Origin of the sequence: Cellulosimicrobium marinum, from assembly GCF_020551945.1 — a bacterium.
GTDB classification, from domain to species: domain Bacteria; phylum Actinomycetota; class Actinomycetes; order Actinomycetales; family Cellulomonadaceae; genus Cellulosimicrobium; species Cellulosimicrobium marinum.
Genome location: NZ_JAJBZH010000008.1, coordinates 100,841 through 122,332 on the forward strand (window position 1 = coordinate 100,841; position 21,492 = coordinate 122,332).

20 protein-coding genes and 1 tRNA gene are annotated in these 21,492 nt (G+C 74.4%); 2 read left to right on the forward strand and 19 right to left on the reverse strand.

Going from position 1 to position 21,492, the window contains the following annotated elements:
- Positions 1 to 68: 68 nt before the first annotated feature.
- From LGQ04_RS16035 to argS, 16 genes are all read right to left on the reverse strand, one after another.
- Positions 69 to 884, reverse strand: coding sequence for a F0F1 ATP synthase subunit delta (locus LGQ04_RS16035; protein ID WP_229244968.1), 816 nt, complete (start codon positions 882 to 884; stop codon positions 69 to 71).
- Positions 884 to 1,489, reverse strand: coding sequence for a F0F1 ATP synthase subunit B (locus LGQ04_RS16040; protein ID WP_229245001.1), 606 nt, complete (start codon positions 1,487 to 1,489; stop codon positions 884 to 886). Before LGQ04_RS16040 ends, LGQ04_RS16035 begins: the two co-directional genes overlap by 1 nt.
- A complete protein-coding gene (locus LGQ04_RS16045) occupies positions 1,489 to 1,722 on the reverse strand; it encodes an ATP synthase F0 subunit C (RefSeq protein WP_229244969.1) in 234 nt (77 codons plus the stop codon). The genes LGQ04_RS16040 and LGQ04_RS16045 overlap by 1 nt, the downstream gene beginning before the upstream one ends.
- Positions 1,723 to 1,839: 117 nt before the next feature.
- On the reverse strand, positions 1,840 to 2,634 hold the full coding sequence (atpB, locus tag LGQ04_RS16050; protein WP_229244970.1) for a F0F1 ATP synthase subunit A: 795 nt from the start codon (positions 2,632 to 2,634) through the stop codon (positions 1,840 to 1,842).
- Positions 2,635 to 2,831: 197 nt separating this feature from the next.
- Positions 2,832 to 3,380 carry a Cg1360 family ATP-synthase-associated protein gene (locus tag LGQ04_RS16055; protein WP_229244971.1) on the reverse strand — a complete coding sequence of 183 codons (549 nt, stop codon included), beginning with the start codon at positions 3,378 to 3,380 and terminating at the stop codon, positions 2,832 to 2,834.
- 1 nt (position 3,381) lies between these two features.
- Positions 3,382 to 4,635 carry a glycosyltransferase family 4 protein gene (locus tag LGQ04_RS16060; protein ID WP_229244972.1) on the reverse strand — a complete coding sequence of 418 codons (1,254 nt, stop codon included), beginning with the start codon at positions 4,633 to 4,635 and terminating at the stop codon, positions 3,382 to 3,384.
- Entirely contained in the window at positions 4,632 to 5,378 is a 747-nt protein-coding gene (locus tag LGQ04_RS16065) for an L-threonylcarbamoyladenylate synthase (protein ID WP_229244973.1), read from the reverse strand. Before LGQ04_RS16065 ends, LGQ04_RS16060 begins: the two co-directional genes overlap by 4 nt.
- The gene (gene prmC / locus LGQ04_RS16070; RefSeq protein ID WP_229245002.1) at positions 5,375 to 6,295 is read right to left on the reverse strand and encodes a peptide chain release factor N(5)-glutamine methyltransferase; all 921 of its coding nucleotides are present in this window, start codon (positions 6,293 to 6,295) and stop codon (positions 5,375 to 5,377) included. The genes LGQ04_RS16065 and prmC overlap by 4 nt, the downstream gene beginning before the upstream one ends.
- A 61-nt stretch (positions 6,296 to 6,356) precedes the next feature.
- Positions 6,357 to 7,448 (reverse strand): peptide chain release factor 1, encoded by a 1,092-nt coding sequence (prfA, locus tag LGQ04_RS16075; RefSeq protein WP_229244974.1) that lies wholly within the window; start codon positions 7,446 to 7,448, stop codon positions 6,357 to 6,359.
- A 151-nt stretch (positions 7,449 to 7,599) separates the two neighbouring features.
- Complete coding sequence (gene rpmE, locus LGQ04_RS16080) at positions 7,600 to 7,818, reverse strand: 50S ribosomal protein L31 (RefSeq protein ID WP_229244975.1); 219 nt, start codon at positions 7,816 to 7,818, stop codon at positions 7,600 to 7,602.
- A 151-nt stretch (positions 7,819 to 7,969) separates the two neighbouring features.
- On the reverse strand, positions 7,970 to 10,066 hold the full coding sequence (rho, locus tag LGQ04_RS16085; protein WP_229244976.1) for a transcription termination factor Rho: 2,097 nt from the start codon (positions 10,064 to 10,066) through the stop codon (positions 7,970 to 7,972).
- Between the two features lie 341 nt (positions 10,067 to 10,407).
- Positions 10,408 to 11,337, reverse strand: a complete 930-nt coding sequence (gene thrB / locus LGQ04_RS16090; RefSeq protein ID WP_229244977.1) for a homoserine kinase — start codon at positions 11,335 to 11,337, stop codon at positions 10,408 to 10,410.
- A complete protein-coding gene (gene thrC / locus LGQ04_RS16095) occupies positions 11,337 to 12,440 on the reverse strand; it encodes a threonine synthase (RefSeq protein WP_229245003.1) in 1,104 nt (367 codons plus the stop codon). The genes thrB and thrC overlap by 1 nt, the downstream gene beginning before the upstream one ends.
- 11 nt (positions 12,441 to 12,451) lie before the next feature.
- Positions 12,452 to 13,804, reverse strand: coding sequence for a homoserine dehydrogenase (locus tag LGQ04_RS16100; RefSeq protein WP_229244978.1), 1,353 nt, complete (start codon positions 13,802 to 13,804; stop codon positions 12,452 to 12,454).
- 149 nt (positions 13,805 to 13,953) lie between these two features.
- Positions 13,954 to 15,369 (reverse strand): diaminopimelate decarboxylase, encoded by a 1,416-nt coding sequence (gene lysA / locus LGQ04_RS16105; RefSeq protein WP_372470114.1) that lies wholly within the window; start codon positions 15,367 to 15,369, stop codon positions 13,954 to 13,956.
- Positions 15,366 to 17,051 (reverse strand): arginine--tRNA ligase, encoded by a 1,686-nt coding sequence (gene argS / locus LGQ04_RS16110; RefSeq protein WP_229244979.1) that lies wholly within the window; start codon positions 17,049 to 17,051, stop codon positions 15,366 to 15,368. Before argS ends, lysA begins: the two co-directional genes overlap by 4 nt.
- 105 nt (positions 17,052 to 17,156) lie before the next feature.
- Between argS and LGQ04_RS16115 the strand changes: the two genes are divergently transcribed.
- Both LGQ04_RS16115 and LGQ04_RS16120 read left to right on the forward strand, forming a co-directional pair.
- Positions 17,157 to 17,229, forward strand: a tRNA-Arg gene (locus tag LGQ04_RS16115).
- A 58-nt stretch (positions 17,230 to 17,287) separates the two neighbouring features.
- Positions 17,288 to 17,920 (forward strand): CYTH domain-containing protein, encoded by a 633-nt coding sequence (locus LGQ04_RS16120; protein WP_229244980.1) that lies wholly within the window; start codon positions 17,288 to 17,290, stop codon positions 17,918 to 17,920.
- Positions 17,921 to 17,935: 15 nt separating this feature from the next.
- Here LGQ04_RS16120 and LGQ04_RS16125 read toward each other — a convergent pair whose 3' ends face one another.
- The 3 genes from LGQ04_RS16125 to LGQ04_RS16135 all read right to left on the reverse strand — a co-directional run bounded on the left by LGQ04_RS16125 (position 17,936) and on the right by LGQ04_RS16135 (position 21,394).
- A complete protein-coding gene (locus LGQ04_RS16125; protein WP_229244981.1) occupies positions 17,936 to 18,652 on the reverse strand; it encodes a M15 family metallopeptidase in 717 nt (238 codons plus the stop codon).
- A 358-nt stretch (positions 18,653 to 19,010) separates the two neighbouring features.
- The gene (locus LGQ04_RS16130; RefSeq protein ID WP_229244982.1) at positions 19,011 to 20,057 is read right to left on the reverse strand and encodes a hemolysin family protein; all 1,047 of its coding nucleotides are present in this window, start codon (positions 20,055 to 20,057) and stop codon (positions 19,011 to 19,013) included.
- Positions 20,054 to 21,394, reverse strand: a complete 1,341-nt coding sequence (locus tag LGQ04_RS16135; protein WP_229244983.1) for a hemolysin family protein — start codon at positions 21,392 to 21,394, stop codon at positions 20,054 to 20,056. Before LGQ04_RS16135 ends, LGQ04_RS16130 begins: the two co-directional genes overlap by 4 nt.
- Positions 21,395 to 21,492: the final 98 nt, after the last annotated feature.

Here is a 21,492-nt window from a genome sequence, read left to right on the forward strand (position 1 = left end):
AACGTTTGTCGTTGTGCGGCCGGTGGCCGGCAGGCGGTCGTCGGTCGGGAGGATGTCGGCCCGGGGAGTCAGCTCACGAGACGCCGACGGGCGTCGGCGAGACGCGACAGCACGGTCGAGTCGACGACGTCCGCGCCGACCTGGACCCGCAGCCCGCCGAGCACGGCCGGGTCGACCGTGACGTTGAGCTGCACGGCCCGCCCGTAGGCACGCTCGAGGAGCGCGCCGAGCCGGTCGAGCTGAGCGGCGTCGAGCACGACCGCCGAGGTGACGGAGGCGACCAGGCGCTGGCGCCGCTCCGCGGCGACCTCGCCGATCCACCCCAGCGTCGGCACGAACCGGCGGCCGCGCAGCGCGCGCGTCGCGTGCTGGGCGAGGACCGAGGTGACCCGGTCCACCTTGCCGTCGAGGAGCGAGGCGACGAAGGTCGCGCGCCGCTCCGGGGCGGTCGTGTCGTCGGACAGGATCTGCCGTGCCTCGCGCTGGCCGACGAGCGACCGCGAGACGCGGAACAGCTCGTCCTCGACCTTCTCGAGGGCACCGCGGTGCTCGGCCGACGCGAGGACCGCGTCGAGACCGAGGTGCTCGACCGCGTCCGCGAGGTCGCGCTCGTGCGACCAGCGCGAGCGCACCAGACCCGAGACGAGGTCGACCACGCGACCGTCGAAGCCGGTCCGCAGGACCGCCGTCACGAGCGCCGCCTTGTCGTCGCCGGAGCGCGACGGGTCGGCGAGCGACCGCCGCAGCGGTGCCGACTCGTCGAGCGCGGCCGTGACCGCGAACAGCTGCTCGCCCAGGGCGAGGGCGTCGTCCCCGGCAGAGCGCAGGACCGGCTCGAACCGCTCGCGCGCCTGGGACAGGGACTCTCCGCTCGTACCGCGCATCAGTCCTCCTTGGCGGCCTGACCGCCGACGGAGCTCGCCGCCGCGGGACCCGCGGCCTCGAGCTCGTCGAGGAAGCGGTCGACCACGCGGCTCTGGCGCGCCGAGTCGGCGAGGGACTCGCCGACGATCTTCGACGCGAGCTCGGTCGCGAGCAGGCCGACGTCGTTGCGCAGCGAGACCGCGGCCTGCTGGCGCTCGGCCTCGATCTGGCGGTGCGCCGTCTCGACGATCCGCGCGGCGTCGTCCGACGCCTTGGTGCGCAGGTCCGCGACGATGGCCGAGCCCTCGGCGCGGGCCTCCTCGCGGATCTTCGCGGCCTCGGCACGGGCCTCCTGCAGCTGCTGGTGGTACTCCGCCAGCGCGGCGGCCGCCTCGGCCTGCGCGGACTCCGCCTTGGCGAGCCCGCCCTCGATCTTGGCCGTGCGCTCGTCGAGGACCGCCTGGAACTTCGGCAGGATCGCCTTGTAGAAGACGATCGCGATCACGAGCACGACGACGGACGACCAGAGGATGTCGTACCCGGCGGGGAGAAACAGGTCGATGCCTGCAGGCTCCTCGCCCGTCTCCGCCGCGACGTTCAGCGCGGCGGTCGCCAGCGCCGGCATCACGCCGTGAAGAGGAAGCCGGCGACGAGACCGAGCAGCGCGAGCACCTCGACGAACGCGACGCCGATGAACATGGTGGCGCGGAGCTGGCCGGCGACCTCGGGCTGGCGGGCGATGCCCTCGATGGTCTTGCCGATGAGGATGCCGAGGCCGATGCCGGGGCCGATCGCCGCGAGGCCGTACCCGATGGTGCCGACGTTGCCGGAGACCTCAGCGAGAGTGGTGACGTCCACGATTGCTCGTTCCTTCCGTTGGGCGCCCGACCGGATGATCGGGCGTCGCGTTGGTACTGCGCTTGATGAGGGTGCTGCTGGTGGTGCGGGTGACGCTGCCGGGCACGGACCCGGGGGTCAGTGCTCCTCCTCCAGCGACATGTTGATGTAGACGGCCGCGAGGAGCGCGAAGATGTACGCCTGCAGGAAGGCCACGAGGACCTCGAACAGGGTGATCGCGAAGCCGCCGGCGAGGGTCAGCGCGCCGAACGCCTTCATGGCGGGGGCCGCTTCGAAGATGAAGTACTGCGTCGCCGCGAAGCAGAGCACGAGCATGATGTGCCCGGCGATCATGTTGGCCGCGAGTCGGATCGCCAGCGAGGCGGGCCGGATGACGAGGATCTGCAGGAGCTCGATCGGCGTGACGATGATGTAGATCGGCCACGGGATCCCCGGGGGGAACAGGTTGTTCTTCAGGTAGCCGCCCAGCCCGTGCTTCTTGATGCCCACCGCCCAGTAGGTGACGAACACCCAGAGCGCGAGCACGAGGGGAAGACCGATGCGCGACGTCCCGGCGAGGTTCAGCCCGGGGATGACCGCGGTGATGTTGAACGCGAGCACGGCGAAGAAGATCGTCGCGATCATGGGGACGAACCGGCGGGCGGTCTCCTTCCCCATGATCTCCTCGACGATCTGGACGCGCACGAAGTCGATGCCCATCTCGAGGACGTTCTGGAGACGCCCGGGGACGAGCTTCGCGCGGCGTGCGCCGATGAGGAACACGGTCAGGAGGACGACCGTCGCGATGATCCGCAGGATCCAGATGCGGTCGATCTGGAAGATCGTGTCCTCGAAGAGGATGGCCGGCGGGAAGAAGTCGGCGATGGACGGCGCGTGAAAGCCACCTTCGCTCTCGGAGGCAGCGAGGATCACGGGGGTCGCAAGCGTGGACAGGGTGGACTCCCAATGGTCGTGTGGTCCGGGCACTCACCACTCGATCGTGGGCACGCCGTCGGACCTGGCCGTCATGGATTCGCCGCTAGCCTAACGTATGGATCGGCGTGCTCACGCCGATCCGGCGGCGCTTGTGACATTCTGCTCATGCGCCCGGGGCAACCGTTCCGGACGGTTCAGGAGGCCGTCGGGCCGCCCGTGCGCGGGGCGGGCTCGACGTAGGGGATCCGTCCCCTGTTCACGGCCCTGTAGTCGAGGACGGCCGAGCCGATCACGCCGACGAGGAGCACCCCCGCGAACACCCAGCGGTCGTAGAAGTCCATGCCGCGCAGCACCACGAGGACCGCCACGAGGACGACCATCTTCGCGAGCCAGCTGCCCATGACCACCGCCGCCGTCGTCGTCGGCGTCGAGTCGACCGTGCGGAGCATGGTCCACACCGTCGTCGCGGAGAAGACCAGCGCCACCCCGACGCCCAGCAGGGCACCCCAGACCCCCGCGACGCCGGAGACCAGCGCGCCGACGGCCACACCGAGCACGGTGAGCCCGCCGAGCAGGACGAGGACGTCCCGCAGGGCGGTGCGGAAGACGGCCCGGACGGCCTGGCCGTGCGGGCCCAGCGTCTGCTCGGCCTGCGGCGCGGCCGTGTCCGGGGAGCCGGTCGTGCCGGGGTCGGCGCCCGCCCCCTGCTCGGGGTGCGCGGGCTCGGGCTGGTGGGTGTCCATCTCAGGCTTCCTTCGGCGGGGTCGAGGTGGTCGCGCCCGACGGCGCGGAGGCGGGTCGAGGAGGGGGGGTCCGGTCGGCGTCGGGCGGGAGACCGCCGGTCTCGTGCGCGTCCTGCGGGGGCTCCTGGTCGTCGAGGAACCGTCCACGCGTACGCAGCGGGCCGAGCGTGAGCAGGAGCGCCACGACGCACGCGACGCCCAGCCCGACCGCGACCGTGCGGGCGTCCCACGCGACGAGCGCGACCGCGCCGAACGCGAAGACCGCCGTCCACACGTAGAGGATGAGGACGGCACGACGGTGGGAGTGGCCGAGCGCGAGCATCCGGTGGTGCAGGTGCATCCGGTCGGGGTGGAACGGGGACTTGCCCGCGAGCACGCGCCGCACCACGGCCATCCCCATGTCCAGGAGCGGCAGGAGGATGACCGCGAGCGGCAGCAGCAGCGGGATGAACGCGGGCAGCTGCTCGCGGCCCGAGGTCGCCCCCGGGTCGATGTTGCCGGTGACGACGATCGCCGCCCCGGAGAAGACGAGCCCGAGCACCATCGACCCGGAGTCGCCCATGAAGATCCGGGCCGGGTTGAAGTTGTGCGGGAGGAAGCCCGCGCACACCCCGACGAGAGCGGCGATGACGAGCGTCGCGAGGCTCGAGAAGTCGTCGGGGTCCGTGCGCTGGGTGAGCGCGTAGGAGTAGACGAAGAACGCCGTCCCGCCGATCGCGACGAGGCCCGCCGCGAGGCCGTCGAGCCCGTCGACGAAGTTCACCGCGTTCATGGCGACGACGACGACGAGGATCGTCGCGACGAGCTGCAGGCGCGAGGACGGCAGCGCCTGGAACCCGCCGACGGGGACGGTGTAGAGGACCACGCCCTGGGCCGCCATGAGACCGGCGGCGAGCACCTGCCCGGCGAGCTTGGTCATCCAGTCGAGGTCCCAGATGTCGTCGGCCACGCCCAGGAGGCAGACGATCGCCGCCGCCCCGACGATCCCCCACACCCGTGGGTCGACGACGGCGACCCCCGCGACGTCGCGCACGAAGACGCCCTCGAGGAACGGCATCTGCGACGCGAGCACCACGGCGACGACCAGCCCGAGCAGCATCGCGACGCCGCCGAGCCTCGGGGTCGGGACGGTGTGCACGTCGCGCGCCCGGACCGCCGTGATCGCCCCGGACCTCATCGCGACCCACCGGGCGAAAGGCGTCGTCAGGAACGTCACCGCGGCGGCGACGAGCATGACGAGCAGGTAGACCCTCACCCGCCGTTCGCCTCCGGCTGGTCCCCCTCGTGCAAGGTGGCGCCCGCGGGCTCCTCGTCGGCCGCCGTGCCGGAGGCTGCGTCGTCCCCGGGAACGGCGTCCTGGGGCCCGTCGACGGCCGCGACCTCGCGCAGCCGGTCGAGCGGCACGGCGCCCGCGCGCACGACGCGCAGCGCGCCCGACGTGGCGTCGACGATGGTGGACGCCACCCCGCCGGGCGCCGTGCCGCCGTCGAGGTAGACCGCGACGGCGTCGCCGAGCTGCGTGCGCGCGTCGTCCACGTCGAGCGCAGCAGGGCTGCCGGTCGTGTTCGCGGACGAGACCGCGAGCGGGCCCGTACGACGCAGCAGCGCGAGCGCGGCCTCGTGGTCGGGCATGCGCAGCGCCACGGTCCCGTGCGTCTCACCGAGGTCCCAGGCGAGGGACGGCTGGGCGCGCAGGATGATGGTGAGCCCGCCGGGCCACAGCTCCTCGACGAGGCGACGGACGTCGTCGGGCACGTCGGTGGCGAGCCCGTCGAGGGTCCGCGCGTCGGGCACGAGCACCGGCGGGGGCATGTGCCTGCCCCGGCCCTTCGCGGCCAGCAGCGCGGACACGGCGTCCGCGTCGAACGCGTCGGCGCCGATGCCGTAGACGGTGTCGGTGGGAAGGACCACGAGGCCGCCGCGGGACACGGCGTTGACCGCCTCGTCGATCCCAGGGCCCCAGGTGTTCGGGTCGGTCACGGGGTGGACGGTGCTCACGGGACCAGTGTTCCACGCTCGCCGGAGCGTCCGTCGCCGCCGGCGCGGCGCGCGACGACCATCCGGTCGCGGCCCGTGAGGTCCTGACCGGTCCGCACGTCGGTGAACTCCCCCGCCGCCGCGACCATCGCGCGGGCCGCCGCGGCCTGGACCTCGGCGTGCTCCATGACGTACAGCCCGCCGGGACGCAGGAGGCGCGCGGCCGCCGCGGTCACCCCGCGGGGCACCTCGAGCCCGTCCGCACCCAGCCCGTACAGGGCGACCGCCGGGTCGTGGTCCGCCACCTCGGGGTCCCGCGGGACGGCTCCGGGCGGCACGTAGGGCGGGTTGGACACGACGACGTCGCACGCGCCGTCGAGCCCCCCGCTCCCCGGCGGCCCGGCGAGGGCCCGCCGCGCGTCCCCGCGGACCAGGTGCACGACGGCGCCCGTCGCCTCGCGCACGGACGCGACGTTGCGCTCGGCCCAGCCGTGGGCCGCCGCGTCGAGCTCCACGGCGTGCACCTCGGCGCCGGGCACCTCGCTCGCCACGGCGAGCGCGATCGCGCCCGACCCCGTGCACAGGTCGACGACGACCGCGCGCCCCGTGCGCCGGACGGCCTCCCGGGCGGCGTCGACCGCGACCTGCGCGACCTGCTCCGTCTCGGGACGCGGCACGAAGACGCCGGCACCGACCGCGAGGTCGAGGTGCCGGAACGGCGCCGTGCCCGTGAGGTGCTGCAGCGGCACGCGAGCCGCGCGCCGGGCCACGAGGTCCTCGAAGGCCCGCACCGCGTCGTCGGGCAGCGGCCGGTCCAGGACGGCCAGCCGCCGCACCTCACCGCGCGGCACGCCCAGCACATGGGCGAGCAGGATCTCGGCGTCGGCACGCGGGGTCGCGACCCCGCTCTCGTCGAGCACACCGGTGGCCCAGCGCACCCCCACGGAAGGACGGGGGTCCGCCACCGGACCGCCCGCGACCGTACCGTCGCCCACGGGGTCAGGCCTCGCCCGCCGCCGCGAGCCGCGCGGCCTCGTCCGCCTCGACGGCGGACCGCACGACGGGGCCGAGGTCGCCGTCGAGCACCTGGTCGAGGTTGTACGCCTTGTACCCGGTCCGGTGGTCCGCGATGCGGTTCTCGGGGAAGTTGTAGGTGCGGATGCGCTCCGAGCGGTCCACGGTGCGGACCTGCGAGCGGCGCAGGTCCGCCGCCTCGGCGGCCGCAGCCTCCTGCTGGGCGGCGAGCAGCCGGGCACGCAGCACGCGCATGGCCTGCTCGCGGTTCTGGAGCTGGGACTTCTCGTTCTGCATCGACACGACGATGCCGGTCGGCACGTGGGTGATGCGCACCGCGGAGTCGGTCGTGTTGACCGACTGCCCGCCCGGCCCGGAGGAGCGGTAGACGTCGATGCGCAGGTCGTTCGGGTCGATCTCGACCTCGCCCGGGTCCTCGACCTCGGGGAAGACGAGGACGCCGGCCGCCGACGTGTGGATGCGGCCCTGCGACTCCGTGACGGGGACGCGCTGGACGCGGTGGACGCCCCCCTCGTACTTGAGGTTCGCCCAGACGCCCTCCGCCGGGTCCGACGGGGCGCCCTTCGCCTTGACGGCGACCTGGACGTCCTTGTACCCGCCGAGGTCCGACTCCGTGGCCTCGATGACCTCGGTCTTCCAGCCCTGGCGCTCGGCGTAGCGCAGGTACATGCGCAGGAGGTCCCCCGCGAAGAGCGCCGACTCCTCGCCGCCCTCCCCCGCCTTGATCTCGAGGATGACGTCGCGACCGTCGTCGGGGTCGCGCGGGACGAGCACGCGACGCAGGCGCTCGGCCGCGGCGTCGGCCGCCTCGCGCAGCGCGGGGAGCTCGGTGGCGAAGGCCTCGTCCTCCGCGGCGAGCTCGGCCGCGGCCTCGGCGTCGTCCGTCGCCTCGCGCCACGCCCGGTGCGCGCCGACGACCTGGTTGAGCTCTGCGTACCGGCGCCCGAGCGCGCGCGCCCGTGCCGGGTCGGCGTGGACCGACGGGTCGGCGAGCTGCGCCTCGATCTCGGCGTGCTCGGCGAGGAGAGGCCTCGTCGCGGCGAACTGGTCGGTCACTCGGGCTCCTCGGGGTCAACGGGTCCGGCAGGGCCGGCGGCGGGGAGGCGTCGACGCACCGACCCCGGCAACGCGACAGCGCCGGTGGTCCGCGCCGCTCGACTGCCCCTGGAGAGGTTGTCGGGCGCGGACCACCGGCGCTGCGGGGATGCTACTTGTCGGCGTCCTTCTTGCCGTAGCGCGCCTGGAAGCGGGCCACGCGGCCACCGGTGTCGAGGATCTTCTGCTTGCCCGTGTAGAACGGGTGGCAGGCGCTGCACACGTCCGAGCTGATCTTGCCGGACGTCTCGGTGCTGCGCGTCACGAAGGTGTTGCCGCAGGTGCACGTCACCTCGGTGAGGACGTACTCGGGGTGGATACCAGACTTCACAGTGTCTCCTTGGGTGCGAGGTCTCCGGGTCAGCCCCGGGAGACCCCGGGCCTGTGAACCGCAGACGCGGTCTGCGTGACGCAGACCGACGAACCATTGTGCCAGACCGCGGGGCCGCCCCGGGCACGGGACGGCCCGCGGCCGGCGGGCGTCAGATCGTGCGACCGACGTTGTCGTCGTCGGCGAAGCCCTGCGGCGTGGTCTTCTGGACCTGCAGGAGGAACTCGACGTTCGACTTCGTGTCCTTGAGCTTGCCGAGCAGCAGCTCGATCGCCTGCTGCTGGTCGAGCGCGCCCATGACGCGTCGCAGCTTGTAGACGATCTTGAGCTCGTCCTGCGAGAGCAGGATCTCCTCGCGGCGCGTGCCGGAGGCGTTGACGTCCACGGCCGGGAAGATGCGCTTGTCCGCGAGGTTGCGGGACAGGCGGAGCTCCATGTTGCCGGTGCCCTTGAACTCCTCGAAGATCACCTCGTCCATCTTCGAGCCGGTCTCGACGAGCGCCGACGCGAGGATGGTCAGCGAGCCGCCGTTCTCGATGTTCCGGGCCGCGCCGAAGAAGCGCTTCGGCGGGTAGAGCGCCGAGGCGTCGACACCACCGGACAGGATGCGGCCCGACGCGGGCGCCGCGAGGTTGTACGCGCGCGACAGGCGGGTCAGCGAGTCGAGCAGCACGACGACGTCCTGGCCGAGCTCCACGAGCCGCTTCGCGCGCTCGATGGCGAGCTCGGCGACGATCGTGTGGTCGGACGCGGGGCGGTCGAACGTCGAGGCGATGACCTCGCCCTTGACCGTCCGCTCCATGTCGGTGACCTCTTCGGGCCGCTCGTCCACGAGGACCACCATGAGGTGGACCTCGGGGTTGTTCGCGGTGATCGCGTTCGCGATCTGCTGCATGATGATCGTCTTGCCCGCCTTGGGCGGCGCGACGATGAGGCCGCGCTGGCCCTTGCCGACGGGCGCGACGATGTCGATGACGCGCGGCGTGAGGCGCGTCGCCTCGGCGTTCTCCAGGCGCAGCCGCTCCTGCGGGTACAGGGGCGTGAGCTTGGTGAAGTCGGGGCGCTGGCGCGCCTCCTCCGGCGACATGCCGTTGACCGAGTCGAGGCGCACGAGCGCGTTGAACTTCTGGCGCGCGCTGCTGCCCTGGTTCTCGCCCTCGCGGGGCTGGCGCACCGCGCCCGTGACCGCGTCGCCGCGGCGCAGGCCGGCCTTCTTCACCTGGCCGAGCGAGACGTACACGTCGTTCGAGCCGGGCAGGTAGCCGCTGGTGCGCACGAACGCGTAGTTGTCGAGGATGTCGAGGATGCCGGCGACGGGCAGCAGGACGTCGTCCTCGCTCACCTCGATGTCGTCGAGACCGGCGACGTCGGGGTTCTGGCGGTTGCGCCCGCGCTTGCGGTCCCGGCCGCGGTCGCGGCCGCGACGGCGGCGGCCGCCGCGCTCGTCGTCCTGCCCGCCGCGGTCGTTGCGCTCGCTCTGGCGGTCGCCCTGGCGGTCGCCGCGCGACCCCTGCTCGCCGGAGCGCTGCTGGCCCTGCTGGCGGTCGCCGGAGCGCTCACCGGACCGGTCGCCGGAGCGCTGGCGCTCGCCGTCCGTGTCCGTCGACGGCGCACCCGCGCCACGGCCCGACCGGCGCGAACCGCGCTCTCCGGTGACGAGGCCGACGGCGGCCGCGGCACGCGCCGCGCGGTCGTCGGTCGACTCGGAGTCACGGGCCCGCACGCCCTGCTCGCCGAGCGCCTCGGCGACGGCGGCAGCAGCCTCGGAGCGCGAGTCGCGCTCGTCGCGCGAGCGCTCGGCGCGGCGGCTGCCGTTCTCGCCCTGCTCGCCCGAGCGGACCGGCAGGTCGAGCACGGGGGCGGCCCCGCGTGCCGCACGGCTCGCGGCGGCGGGCGCGTCCGAGCGCGCCTCGGTGGTCTCGCCGGAGCCCGCCGGGCGGTCGGCGCGACGGCTGCGGCCACGGGCGGCACGCGGCTCGGCGCCGTCCGGCGACGCCCCGGTGCGGGGCGTGTCGTTCTGGGGCGCCGCACCCGCGGTCCGCGCGGGGGCGCTCTGCTCGCCGGTGCGAGCGCGGATGACGTCCACGAGATCGCTCTTGCGCATCTTGGACGTGCCCTTCACCCCGAGCTGCGACGCGAGCGCCTGCAGCTCCGGGAGGCGCAGCGTGCCGAGCGCGGCGCCCCGGGCGTTCCCGCCGGCAGCGGAACCGTTCGCGCTGCTCGTGGCGGTGTCGATGGTGTCTGTCACGAAGGACCCTTCCCCCTCGTCTGCGCCCACCTCTCAGAGGGTGGGCCGCGGGTGGTCGACGCCCGACCGTGACGGCCGGAGCGCAGCTACAACCACGCGTCAGTGGTACGACGACGTCAGCTGACGTGGGCTGGATGGCCTTCTCTCGGATGGCTCCCGGTCCGACCGGACCTGGTGGTGGTCGAACGGATCCCCCGACGCGACGCCGGACCGACGTCGGACGGGACGGGAGGGTATGACCGAAGGCTGCCCCCATCCTAGCACCCGAGCGTTCCTGCCCGGACCCCTGCGCGGCACGCCACGGCGGGCGTCCCGCCGAGCCCCGCCCGACGGGACGCGCGTCAGGCGGGGGCCACCCGGCGCGCGACGACACCGTCCGGGTCGACGTCGAGACGACGCACGGCCCAGTCGGGGGTCCCGTCCAGCAGCTCGCCGGCGACCTGGCCCACCCGCTCGGCACCGGCCCGGTCGCTGAGCACCAGGACGGTCGGTCCGGCACCGGAGACGGTCGCGGCGAGCCCCGCGCGGCGCAGCGCGCGCACGAGCTCGTACGACGTCGGCATCACGTCGGCGCGGTAGCCCTGGTGCAGCCGGTCGTCCGTCGCGTCGAGCAGCAGGTCGGGGCGGCGCGTGAGCGCCTCGACGAGCAGCGCGGAGCGACCCGCGTTGAACGCGGCGTCGCCGTGGGGGACGGTCGGCGGCAGCACGCCGCGGGCGCGGCTCGTCGCGAGGCGCGCGGACGGGACGAGCACGGTCGCCCGGACGTCGGGGTGGATGTCCAGGCGGGCGGCCCGCGCGCCGTCGTGCCCCGTCCAGGCGACCGTCGCCCCGCCGAGCAGGGCGGGTGCCGCGTTGTCCGGGTGTCCCTCGAGCTCGGTCGCGATCCGCAGGGCCACGTCGTCGTCGAGCACCGACGGGTCGGCGACGAGCGCGCGCGCCGCCACGACGCCCGCGACGACGGCGGCCGCCGACGACCCGAGGCCGCGCCCGTGCGGGACCTGGTTGACGCAGGTCAGGTGCAGGCCGGTCTGCGGCGCGCCGGCGACGTCGAGCGCGGTGCGCAGCGCGCGCACCACGAGGTGGGTCTCGTCGCCCGGCACCTCGCCGGCGCCCTCGCCCTCGACGTCGACCACGACCTCATCACTGCCGAGCGCCCGCACGTCGAGGACGTCGTGGAGCGCCAGGGCGAGACCGAGCGCGTCGAAGCCGGGCCCGAGGTTCGCGCTCGTCGCGGGCACGCGGACCCGGACGTGGTCGGCGCCGAGCTGCATCAGCCGAGACCGAGCGCGTCGGCGATCGACACGACGTCGGCGCCCACGCGCGTCGGCACGACGTCGCCGCCGTCCGCGGTCCGCAGCGCCCACTGCGGGTCCTTGAGCCCGTGCCCGGTGACGGTGACGACGATCCGCGCACCCGCCGGGACGAGACCGCGCTCGGCGCGCGCGAGGATGCCCGCGACGCCCGCCGCGGACGCGGGCTCGACGAAGACGCCGACCTCGCTGGACAGCACGCGGTGCGCCGCGAGGATCTGCTCGTCGGTGACGGACTCGATGACGCCGCCCGAGTCGTCGCGCGCCGCCTCGGCGAGCTCCCACGAGGCGGGGTTGCCGATGCGGATCGCGGTCGCGATCGTCTCGGGCTCGGTGATCGGGTGCCCGGCGACGATCGGCGCGGCGCCCGCGGCCTGGAAGCCCCACATCTGCGGCACGCGGGTCGCGACGGCGGGCAGGCCCTCGCCCGGGTGACCGGGGGCGCCCTGGCCCGCGTACTCGCGGAACCCGCGCCAGTAGGCCGTGATGTTGCCGGCGTTGCCCACCGGCAGCGCGTGGATGTCCGGGGCGTCGCCCAGGGCGTCGACGATCTCGAACGCGCCCGTCTTCTGCCCCTCGATGCGGTCGGGGTTGACCGAGTTCACGAGCTCGATGGGGTGCGTCTCGGCGAGCTTGCGGGCCGCGACGAGGCAGTCGTCGAAGTTGCCGTCGACCTGCAGCAGGCGCGCGCCGTGCGCGATGGCCTGGCTGAGCTTGCCCATCGCGATCTTGCCGTCCGGGACGAGCACGGCGCAGAGCATGCCGGCGCGCGTCGCGTACGCCGCGGCGGACGCGGACGTGTTGCCCGTCGACGCGCACACGACCGCCTTCGCGCCGCGCGCGGCGGCGGCGGAGATCGCCGTGGTCATCCCACGGTCCTTGAACGACCCCGTCGGGTTCATGCCCTCGACCTTGACGAACACCTGCGCACCGGTGCGGTCGGACAGCGCGGGCGCCTCGACGAGCGGCGTGCCGCCCTCCCCCAGCGTGACGACGCGCTCCGAGACGTGCGCGGGGAGGCGATCCGCGTACTCCGCGATGATCCCCCTCCACTGGTGTGCCATCTGCTGGGCCATCAGGCTCCCTCGACTCTCAGGACGGACGTGACGGTACGGACCGGGTCGAGCCCGGCGACGGCCTCGACGGTCGCCGCGAGCGCCGACTCGGGCGCGGTGTGGGTGGTGATGACGAGCTGCGCGACGCCGCTCGGCGGGGTCTGCGTGCCCTCCGCGGCCTCGGCCTCGGGTGCGCTGGGCTGCCGGACGGCCTCGATGGAGACGCCGTGCTCGGCGAGGGCCTGCGCGACCTGTGCGAGGACGCCGGGGCGGTCCTCGACGTCGAGCCGCATCTGGTACCGGGTGAGGGCGGCGCTCGGCGGGAGGATCGGCAGCTCGGCGTAGGTGGACTCCTGCGGGCCCTTGCCCCCGAGGACGCGGTGCCGTGCGGCGGAGACGACGTCGCCCAGGACGGCCGAGGCGGTCGGGGCACCGCCGGCGCCGCGGCCGTAGAACATGAGCTCGCCCGCCGACCGGGCCTCGACGAACACGGCGTTGAACGACCCGCGGACGGTGGCGAGGGGGTGGGTGCTCGGCAGGAGCGCGGGGTGGACCCGCACGGACACGCCGGGTGCGCCGCCCTCCCCGTCGCGGAGCTCGGCGATGGCGAGCAGCTTGATGACGTGGCCGGTCTGGGCGGCCCACGCGACGTCGTCGGCGGTGACGGACATGATGCCCTCGCGGGCGACGTCGTCGAGGCGGACGCGCGTGTGGAACGCGAGGCTCGCGAGGATCGCGGCCTTGGCGGCGGCGTCGAAGCCCTCGACGTCGGCGGTCGGGTCGGCCTCGGCGAACCCGAGGGCCTGCGCCTCGGCGACGGCCTCCGCGAGGTCGGCGCCCGTGCTGGTCATCTGGTCGAGCACGTAGTTCGTGGTGCCGTTGACGATCCCGAGGACGCGCTGCACGTGGTCGCCGGCGAGCGACTCCCGCACGGGGCGCACGATGGGGATGGCGCCGGCGACGGCGGCCTCGAAGTAGATGTCGACGCCCGCGTCGTCGGCCGCCCGGTAGAGCGTCGGGCCGTCCTCGGCGAGCAGCGCCTTGTTGGCGGTGACGACGGCGGCCCCGGCACCGATCGCGCGGAGCAGGAGCTCGCGGGCCGGCTCGGTGCCGCCCATGACCTCGACGACGATGTCCGCCCGCTCGACGAGCCCTCCTGCGTCCTCGGTGAGCAGGGACCGGTCGACCACCGGGTCGCGGGGCGCGGACGCGTCCCGGACGGCGATGCCGACGAGCTCGAGCCGCGCGCCGACCCGCGAGGCGAGGTCGTCCGCCTCCTGCGTCAGCAGCCGCGCGACCTGCGTGCCGACGACGCCGCAGCCCAGCAGGGCGACGCGCAGGGGCGGGTGGGACTCGACGGGGACAGCGGGCACGGCTCTTCTTTCGGTCGGCCGGCGACGGGGCCGGTCAGGCTCCAGGGAGGGGCGGCGAGGCGCCGCAGGGCACAGGATACGTGCGCGGCGGCGCACCCCGTCGTCCCTCCCGAGGAGTGGTCACGACCGGGTCGCCGCCGCGAGGGCGCTCAGCCGAGGTCGAGCGCGAGGAGGTCGTCGACCGTCTCGCGGCGCACGAGCACGCGGGAGGCGCCGTCGGCCACGGCGACCACCGGCGGGCGGGTGAGGAGGTTGTAGTTCGACGCCATGGACCGCCCGTACGCCCCGGTGGCAGGGACGGCGAGCAGGTCGCCCGCCCGCACGTCGCCGGGGAGCTGCACCTCGTGGACGACGATGTCGCCGCTCTCGCAGTGCTTGCCGACGACGCGCGCGAGGACGGGCTCGGCGTCGGACGCCCGGCCCACGACCTCCGCGTGGTACTGCGCGCCGTAGAGCGCGGGGCGGACGTTGTCGCTCATGCCGCCGTCGACGGACACGTAGGTGCGCACGCGCCCGTCGTCGAGCGTCACGGGCTTGACGGTCCCCACCGTGTAGAGGGTGAGCCCCGCGGGCCCGACGACGGCCCGGCCCGGCTCGATCGAGAACCGCGGCAGCGGCGTGCCGAGGCGCGCCGCGACGGTCTCCACGGCGCCGGCGACGTCCGTCGCGACCCGCTCCGGGTCGAGGGCGGACTCTCCAGGGAGGTACGCGATGCCGTAGCCGCCGCCGACGTCCACCTCGTCGACGAGGACGCCGGTCCGGGCGGCGAGGTCGGCGCGCAGCTCGAGGACGGAGCGGGCGGCGACCTCGAACCCGGTCGCGTCGAGGATCTGCGACCCGATGTGGGAGTGGATGCCGAGCAGGTGCAGCGCCGGGTCCGCCGCGACGGCCAGCAGCGCGGTCAGCGCGGGCGAGTCCCCGCCGTCCGCGGGCGTCGCGACCGAGAGCCCGAACTTCTGATCCTCGTGCGCGGTCGAGATGTACTCGTGCCCGCCCGCGTGCACGCCGGTCGTCACGCGCACCATGACGGGCGCGACCGTCCCGCGGGCCGCGGCGGCCGCGGCGACGCGCTCCACCTCGACGAGCGAGTCGACGATGATGCGACCCACGCCCGTCTCGAGCGCGAGGTCGATCTCGGCGTCCGACTTGTTGTTGCCGTGCAGGCCGATCTCCGGGCCCGGCACGCCCGCGCGCAGCGCGACGGCGAGCTCTCCCCCGCTCGCCGTGTCGACCCGCAGGCCCTCCTCGCGCGCCCAGCGCGCGACCGCGACCGTGAGCAGCGCCTTGCCCGCGTAGTACACGTCCACGTCGGTCCCGACGGCGCGGAACGCACGCTCGAACGCGGTGCGGTAGGCCCGCGCACGGGCCCGGAAGTCGGCCTCGTCCACCACGTAGGCCGGCGTGCCGTGCTCGGCCGCGAGGGCGTGCACGTCCACGCCCGCGACCTCGACCACGCCGTCGGCGCGCCGCGCCACGCCCCGCGACCACGGCTCGCCCGGGTGCCCCGCGACCGGGGTGCCCGACGCCGCGGTGCCGGCCCGCGCCGTCGGACCGCCCGCGCTCACATGCGCTCCGGCGCGGTCACGCCGAGCAGGCCGAGACCGTTGGCGAGGACCTGGCGCACGGCGTCGTTGAGCCACAGTCGGGTGCGGTGGAGGTCGGTGACCTCCTCGTCCGGGTACGGCAGGACGCGCTGCGTCTTCTGCTGGTACCACGTGTGGTAGTCGCCGGCGAGCGCCTCGAGGTAGCGCGCGACGCGGTGCGGCTCGCGCAGCTCGGCGGCCTGGCCGACGATGCGCGGGAACTCGGTCAGCCTGCCGATGAGCGCCGCCTCGCTCGGGTGGTCGAGCAGCGACGGGTCGAACCCGTCGGCGCGCGCGACACCGCGGTCGGCGGCGTTGCGGTCGACCGCGGCGGTGCGCGAGTGCGCGTACTGGACGTAGTAGACGGGGTTCTCGTTCGTCGCTCGCGTGAGCAGGTCGAGGTCGAGGTCGATGCTCGAGTCCACGGACGAGCGCGCGAGCGAGTAGCGCGCGGCGTCGACCCCGACGGCCTCGACGAGGTCCTCCAGGGTGACGACCGTGCCGGCGCGCTTGGACATCCGCACGGGCTGGCCGTCCTTGACGAGGTTGACCATCTGGCCGATGAGGAGCTGCAGGTTGCGCCCCGGCTCGTCGCCGAACGCCGCGCACACCGCCATCATGCGGCCGACGTAGCCGTGGTGGTCGGCGCCGAGCATGATGATGACCTCGTCGAAGCCGCGCTCGCGCTTGTCGAGGTAGTAGGCGATGTCGCCCGCGATGTAGGCCGCGTCACCGTCGGACTTGATGACCACACGGTCCTTGTCGTCGCCGAAGTCCGTCGTGCGCAGCCACGTCGCACCGTCCTGCTCGAACAGGTGCCCGCCCTCGCGCAGGCGTGCGACCGCGCGCTCGACCGCGCCCGACTCGTGGAGCGAGTCCTCGTGGAAGTACACGTCGAAGTCGACCCCGAAGTCGTGCAGGGCCGCCTTGATCTCGCCGAACATCCGCTCGACGCCGCGCGCGCGGAAGACCTCCTGCGCCTCGGCGTCCGGCAGGTCGCGCGGGTCAGGCTCGCCCGCCGCGACCGCGTCGGCGATGACCGCGTCGGCGATCTCGGTGACGTACTCGCCGCCGTACCCGTCCTCGGGCGCCTCCAGGCCGCGGGCCCGGGCGAGGAGCGAGCGCGCGAAGCGGTCGATCTGCGCGCCGTGGTCGTTGAAGTAGTACTCGCGCGTCACCTCGGCGCCGCTGGCCTCCAGCACGCGCGCGAGCGAGTCGCCCACGGCGGCCCAGCGCACGCCGCCGATGTGGATCGGACCCGTCGGGTTCGCCGAGACGAACTCGAGGTTGACCCGCGTGCCCGCCTCCGAGGTCCCCCGCCCGTACGCCGCGCCCGCCTCGACGACCGTGCGCGCGAGCTCGCCCGCCGCGGCGGCGTCGAGCGTGATGTTGAGGAAGCCGGGGCCCGCGACGTCCACGGCCTTGACACCCGGGGTCGCGGCGAGCCGCGTCGCGAGGTCCTCGGCAAGGGCGCGCGGCGTCGTGCCGGCCTTCTTCGCCAGCTGGAGGGCGACGTTCGTGGCCCAGTCGCCGTGCTCGCGCTGGCGCGGTCGCTCGACGTGGACGCGCTCCGGCACGGCGGCGGGGTCGAGGGCGAGGGTGCCGTCGGCGACGGCGGCGGCCAGGGCAGCGCTCAGCGCTTCGGAGAGCTCGTCGGGGGTCACCCGACGATCCTACCGAGGGGCGGACGGCACCCCGCGCGCCCGGCACGAGCAGGCCCTCGGGGCTGGTAGTCTCGTGCATCGCGTCGGCGGTCACGCCTGGCGCACGCCCTCGTAGCTCAGTGGATAGAGCGTCTGCCTCCGGAGCAGAAGGTCGTAGGTTCGAATCCTATCGAGGGCACCTTCCGCGACATCACGCCCGTTCCGGGCACACTCCCCGTCTTCGCTACCGTGGCCCCATGACGGACGGCGGCTACGGCGACTTCGAGTTCGAACGACGCTTCCTCGTGCGCGACATGCCCGCGGAGCTGCAGGACGCCCCCGCGCTCGTCGTGCAGAGCTACTACCTCGCCGACGAGGGGTACGCCCTGCGGGTCCGGGCGACCGCCCCCGGCGTCGACGCCCCCATGACGGCCACGACCGACCCGGTGACGGTCCTCGACCGGCACGCGTCCGACGTCGAGCTGTGCACCCTCACCGTCAAGGGCCCGTCCGCCGGGGGGACCCGGTACGAGGCCGAGCGCGAGCTCGACGTCGCCGTGGGGCTCCAGCTCGTCCGGCGGGGCGGGGCGCGCGTCGTCAAGACCCGGTGGTCCGTGTGGCTCGGGGACGACGGCTGGGTCGTCGACGTGTTCGGAGGTGCCGACCACCCGCTCGTCGTCGCCGAGTGCGAACGCTCCGGCCCGGTCACCGACCTGAAGATCCCGGACTTCTGCGTCACCGAGCTGACCGACGACCCGCGGTTCTCCAACGACGCCCTCGCGCGTCGCCCCTACGCGGGCTGGCGCACGGCCTACGAGGCCGAGCTCGCCGCGACGGGTCCGCGGTTCCTCCAGGACTTCGGGCGCAACGAGACGCTGCACGAACCCTGACGGACGGGACGGGCGTCAGGAGCCGCCCATCTCCTCGACGCCCTGCGTGAACTCGAAGTGCCACGGCTCGTAGGCGCCGCCACCGCCGCGCTTGGCCCACGGCGGGTTCGCCCACCCGTAGGTCGTGCCGTTCTCGTTGAGCCAGGCGTACACCTCGCGCGACCCCGTCTCGATCGAGCACAGGTCGATCGCGAGACCCCAGCCGTGCATCGACGTGCCGGGGCGGGCAGCGAAGGCGCCGCGCGTGCCCTTGAGCGACACCTGGGTCGACAGGGTGCGGTACGACGACACCAGGCACAGATCGCGCCCGAAGTTCGCGCGGAACGCCTCGTTGAGCGCCGACAGCGCGACCGCGGCGTCGGGACGAAGGAAGTCGCCCGGCTGCCACAGCTCGCACAGCTCGTGCTGGTCGAGGGTGCCGTTCGAGCCGCTGGGCCGGACCGACGGGTCGCAGCCGGGGAGCGGCTCGCGCTCGAACGACCGCGACGCCGCGGCGCTGCGGGAGGTGACGCGCGGCGCGGCGGCGACGGACTCGGACACCGCGGGGACCGTCGACGCGGCCGTCGCGAGGTCGAGCGCGCTCGGCCCGACCGGCCCGCCGTCCGGCGCGAACGGCGACCGGTCCCCGCCGTCGTCGGCGCCCGCCGACAGCGGCATGGCGATCGTCGCGACCGCGAGCGTGCCGAGCACGGCCATGCGGGGCGCCCAGCGGTGCTGGCCCGGGACGTTCACGGGGGTGCGTCGTGAGCGCCGGGGGCCCTGCTCGGCCTCACGACGGGCCCGACGGGACGGGAGGGCGGTGGTGTCGTCGCCGTGCGGCTCCACCCGCCACCTGCCTCTCCTCCGGGCCGACCCGCAGGGGGTCGGCGACGACCTTCTCGCGCCACCGGGCACCGGCCTCTCGGCCCAGGTGAACCCGGGGTGGACGGCCGGTGGACGAGACCGGCGATCCGTGACAATCACGGAACAGTAACGAAGCACCGGTACCTTGCCAAGTCACCTGGTCAGGGGCCCGTGGCGGCTCGTGACGGGCCCGTGAGGGACCCCGACGAGCTCGGAGCGGGTCCGGCCTCTCCTCCGCGAGACGGCGTCAGCGCGGTCGGCGCTGCATCCCGTCCCGGACCTCGCCGACGAGCTCCTCGAGGATGTCCTCGAGGAACACCACGCCGAGGGTGCCGTCGCGGTCCGGCGCCCCGACGCGCGCGAGGTGGGAGCCCGACCGCTGCATCGCGCGCAGGACGTCCTCGACCTCGTCCGCCGGGCGGGCGGCCGCGAGCGCCCGCACGCGCCATGCGGGCACCGGCTCGTCCCGCGTGACGTCGTCCGCGTAGAGCACGTCCTTGACGTGCAGGTAGCCCGTCGGCGCACCGGCGGCGTCCACGACCGGGAAGCGCGAGTACCCGGTCCGGGCCACGAGCTGCTCGACGTCGGCGGGCGTGCACCCGTCGGTGACGGTGACGAGGTCGTCGACCGGCACCATGACGTCGTGCGCCGTGCGCTCGGAGAACTCGATCGCGCCGGCGAGCAGGCCCTGCTCGTCGTCCAGCACGCCCTCCGCCTGGGAGTGCTCCACGATGGACTGGACCTCCTCGGCGGTGAACGCCGAGGCGACCTCGTCCCGCGGCTCCACGCCGGTCCACCGCACGACATGGTTCGCGACCCAGTTGAGCGCCACGATCACGGGGCGCAGCACCCGGCCCGCCCACACGAGCGGCGGGCCGAACCACAGGACCGCGCGGTCGGGCCCCGAGACGGCGAGGTTCTTCGGCACCATCTCGCCCAGCACGACGTGCAGGTAGACCACGACGGCGAGCGCGACGACGAAGGCGATCGGGTGCGCCAGGGCCGTGCTCACCCCGAGGGCGTGCAAAGGCTCCTCGACGAGGTGGGCGAGCGCGGGCTCGGCGACGATCCCCAGACCGGTCGAGCAGACCGTGACGCCGAGCTGGGCGCAGGCGAGCATGAGGGAGACGTTCTCCATCGCCCACAGGACGGTCTGCGCGCGCCGGTTCCCCTGCGCCGCGAGCGGCTCGATCGCCGACCGGCGGGCCGAGATGACCGCGAACTCCGCGCCGACGAAGAACGCGTTGCCGGCGAGGAGGACGAGGCCGATCAGCAGGGCCGTGGTGGAGCTCACGGCGCGACCTCCGCGCCGGGCGCCGGCCGCACGACGAGCCGTTCGACCCGGCGGCCCTCCATCGCCTCGACCCGGATCGCGACACGGTCGGCCCCCGTTCCGACGGCGACCTCGTCGCCCTCGACGGGCACGCGCCCCAGGCGCGCCATGACCAGGCCGCCGAGCGTCTCGTACGCCGCGTCCTGCGGCACCCGCAGGCCGGTCACCTCGGTGAGCTCGTCGGGCCGCAGCACGCCCGGGACGGACCACGCGCCGTCGGCCCGCCTCGCGGCCCCGGCCCGACGGCGGTCGTGCTCGTCCGCGACGTCGCCGACCAGCTCCTCGACGACGTCCTCCAGGGTGACCACGCCCGACGTCCCGCCGTACTCGTCGACGACCACCGCCATCTGCAGCCCGTACCCGCGCAGCTCCACGAGGAGCGGGCCGAGCCGCACGGTCTCCGGCACGCGCGGGGCGTCCGTCATGAGCGCGGCAGCGGGCACCTCGCCCCGCCTGTCGTACGGCACGGCCACCGCCCGGCGCAGGTGGACGAGCCCGAGGACGTCGTCGCGGTCCGCGCCGACGAGGGGGAACCGGGAGTGCCCGGTGCGGCGCGCGGCGTCGACCACGTCCGCCGCGGTCGCCTCGCGCGGGAGCACAACCATGCGCATGCGGTCCGTCATGACGTCGACGGCGGACAGCTCGTCGAGCTCGATCGAGTTGGTGAGCAGGGTCGCGACGGAGAGGTCGAGCGTGCCCTCCTCGGCGGAGCGCCGGACGAGCGCGGCGAGCTCCGACGCCGAGCGCGCCCCCGACAGCTCCTCGCGCGGCTCCACGCCGAGGCGGCGCAGGATCGCGTTCGCGGAGCCGTTGAGGACCGTGATCACGGGCCGGAACAGGCGCGTGAACTGGCGCTGCAGCGGCACCACCTGCCGCGCCGTCGCGTACGGGGTGCTCAGGGCGAAGTTCTTGGGGACGAGCTCGCCGAACAGCATCGAGAAGACGTTGACGAGCACGAGCGCGACCGTGGCAGCCAGCACCCCGACGACCGTCTGCGACAGGGCGGTCGAGCCGAGCGCGCCCGAGAGGAGCGACGACAGCGCGGGCTGCGCCGTGTACCCGAGCAGGATCGTCGTGAGGGTGATGCCGACCTGGGCCGAGCTGAGCTCGGTGGACAGGTGACGCAGCGCGGCCCGGACGCTGCGGTCCCGCCGGTCCCCGGCCGCGGAGGGCGCGTCCCCGCGGGCCCCCACGACCGCCGGGTCGAGCGTGACGAGCGAGAACTCCCCGGCGACGAAGACCGCCGTGCCTGCGGTGAGGAGCACCCCGACCGCGACCATCACCCAGTCGCCCGTCACGAGGTGCTCCACCGTTCTCGAGGCCTGCTGCTCATGGTGCGCACGATGCTAGCGCCCGGTCCCCGGCCCGCACGGTGCGGCACGTCGTGGGCACGGCG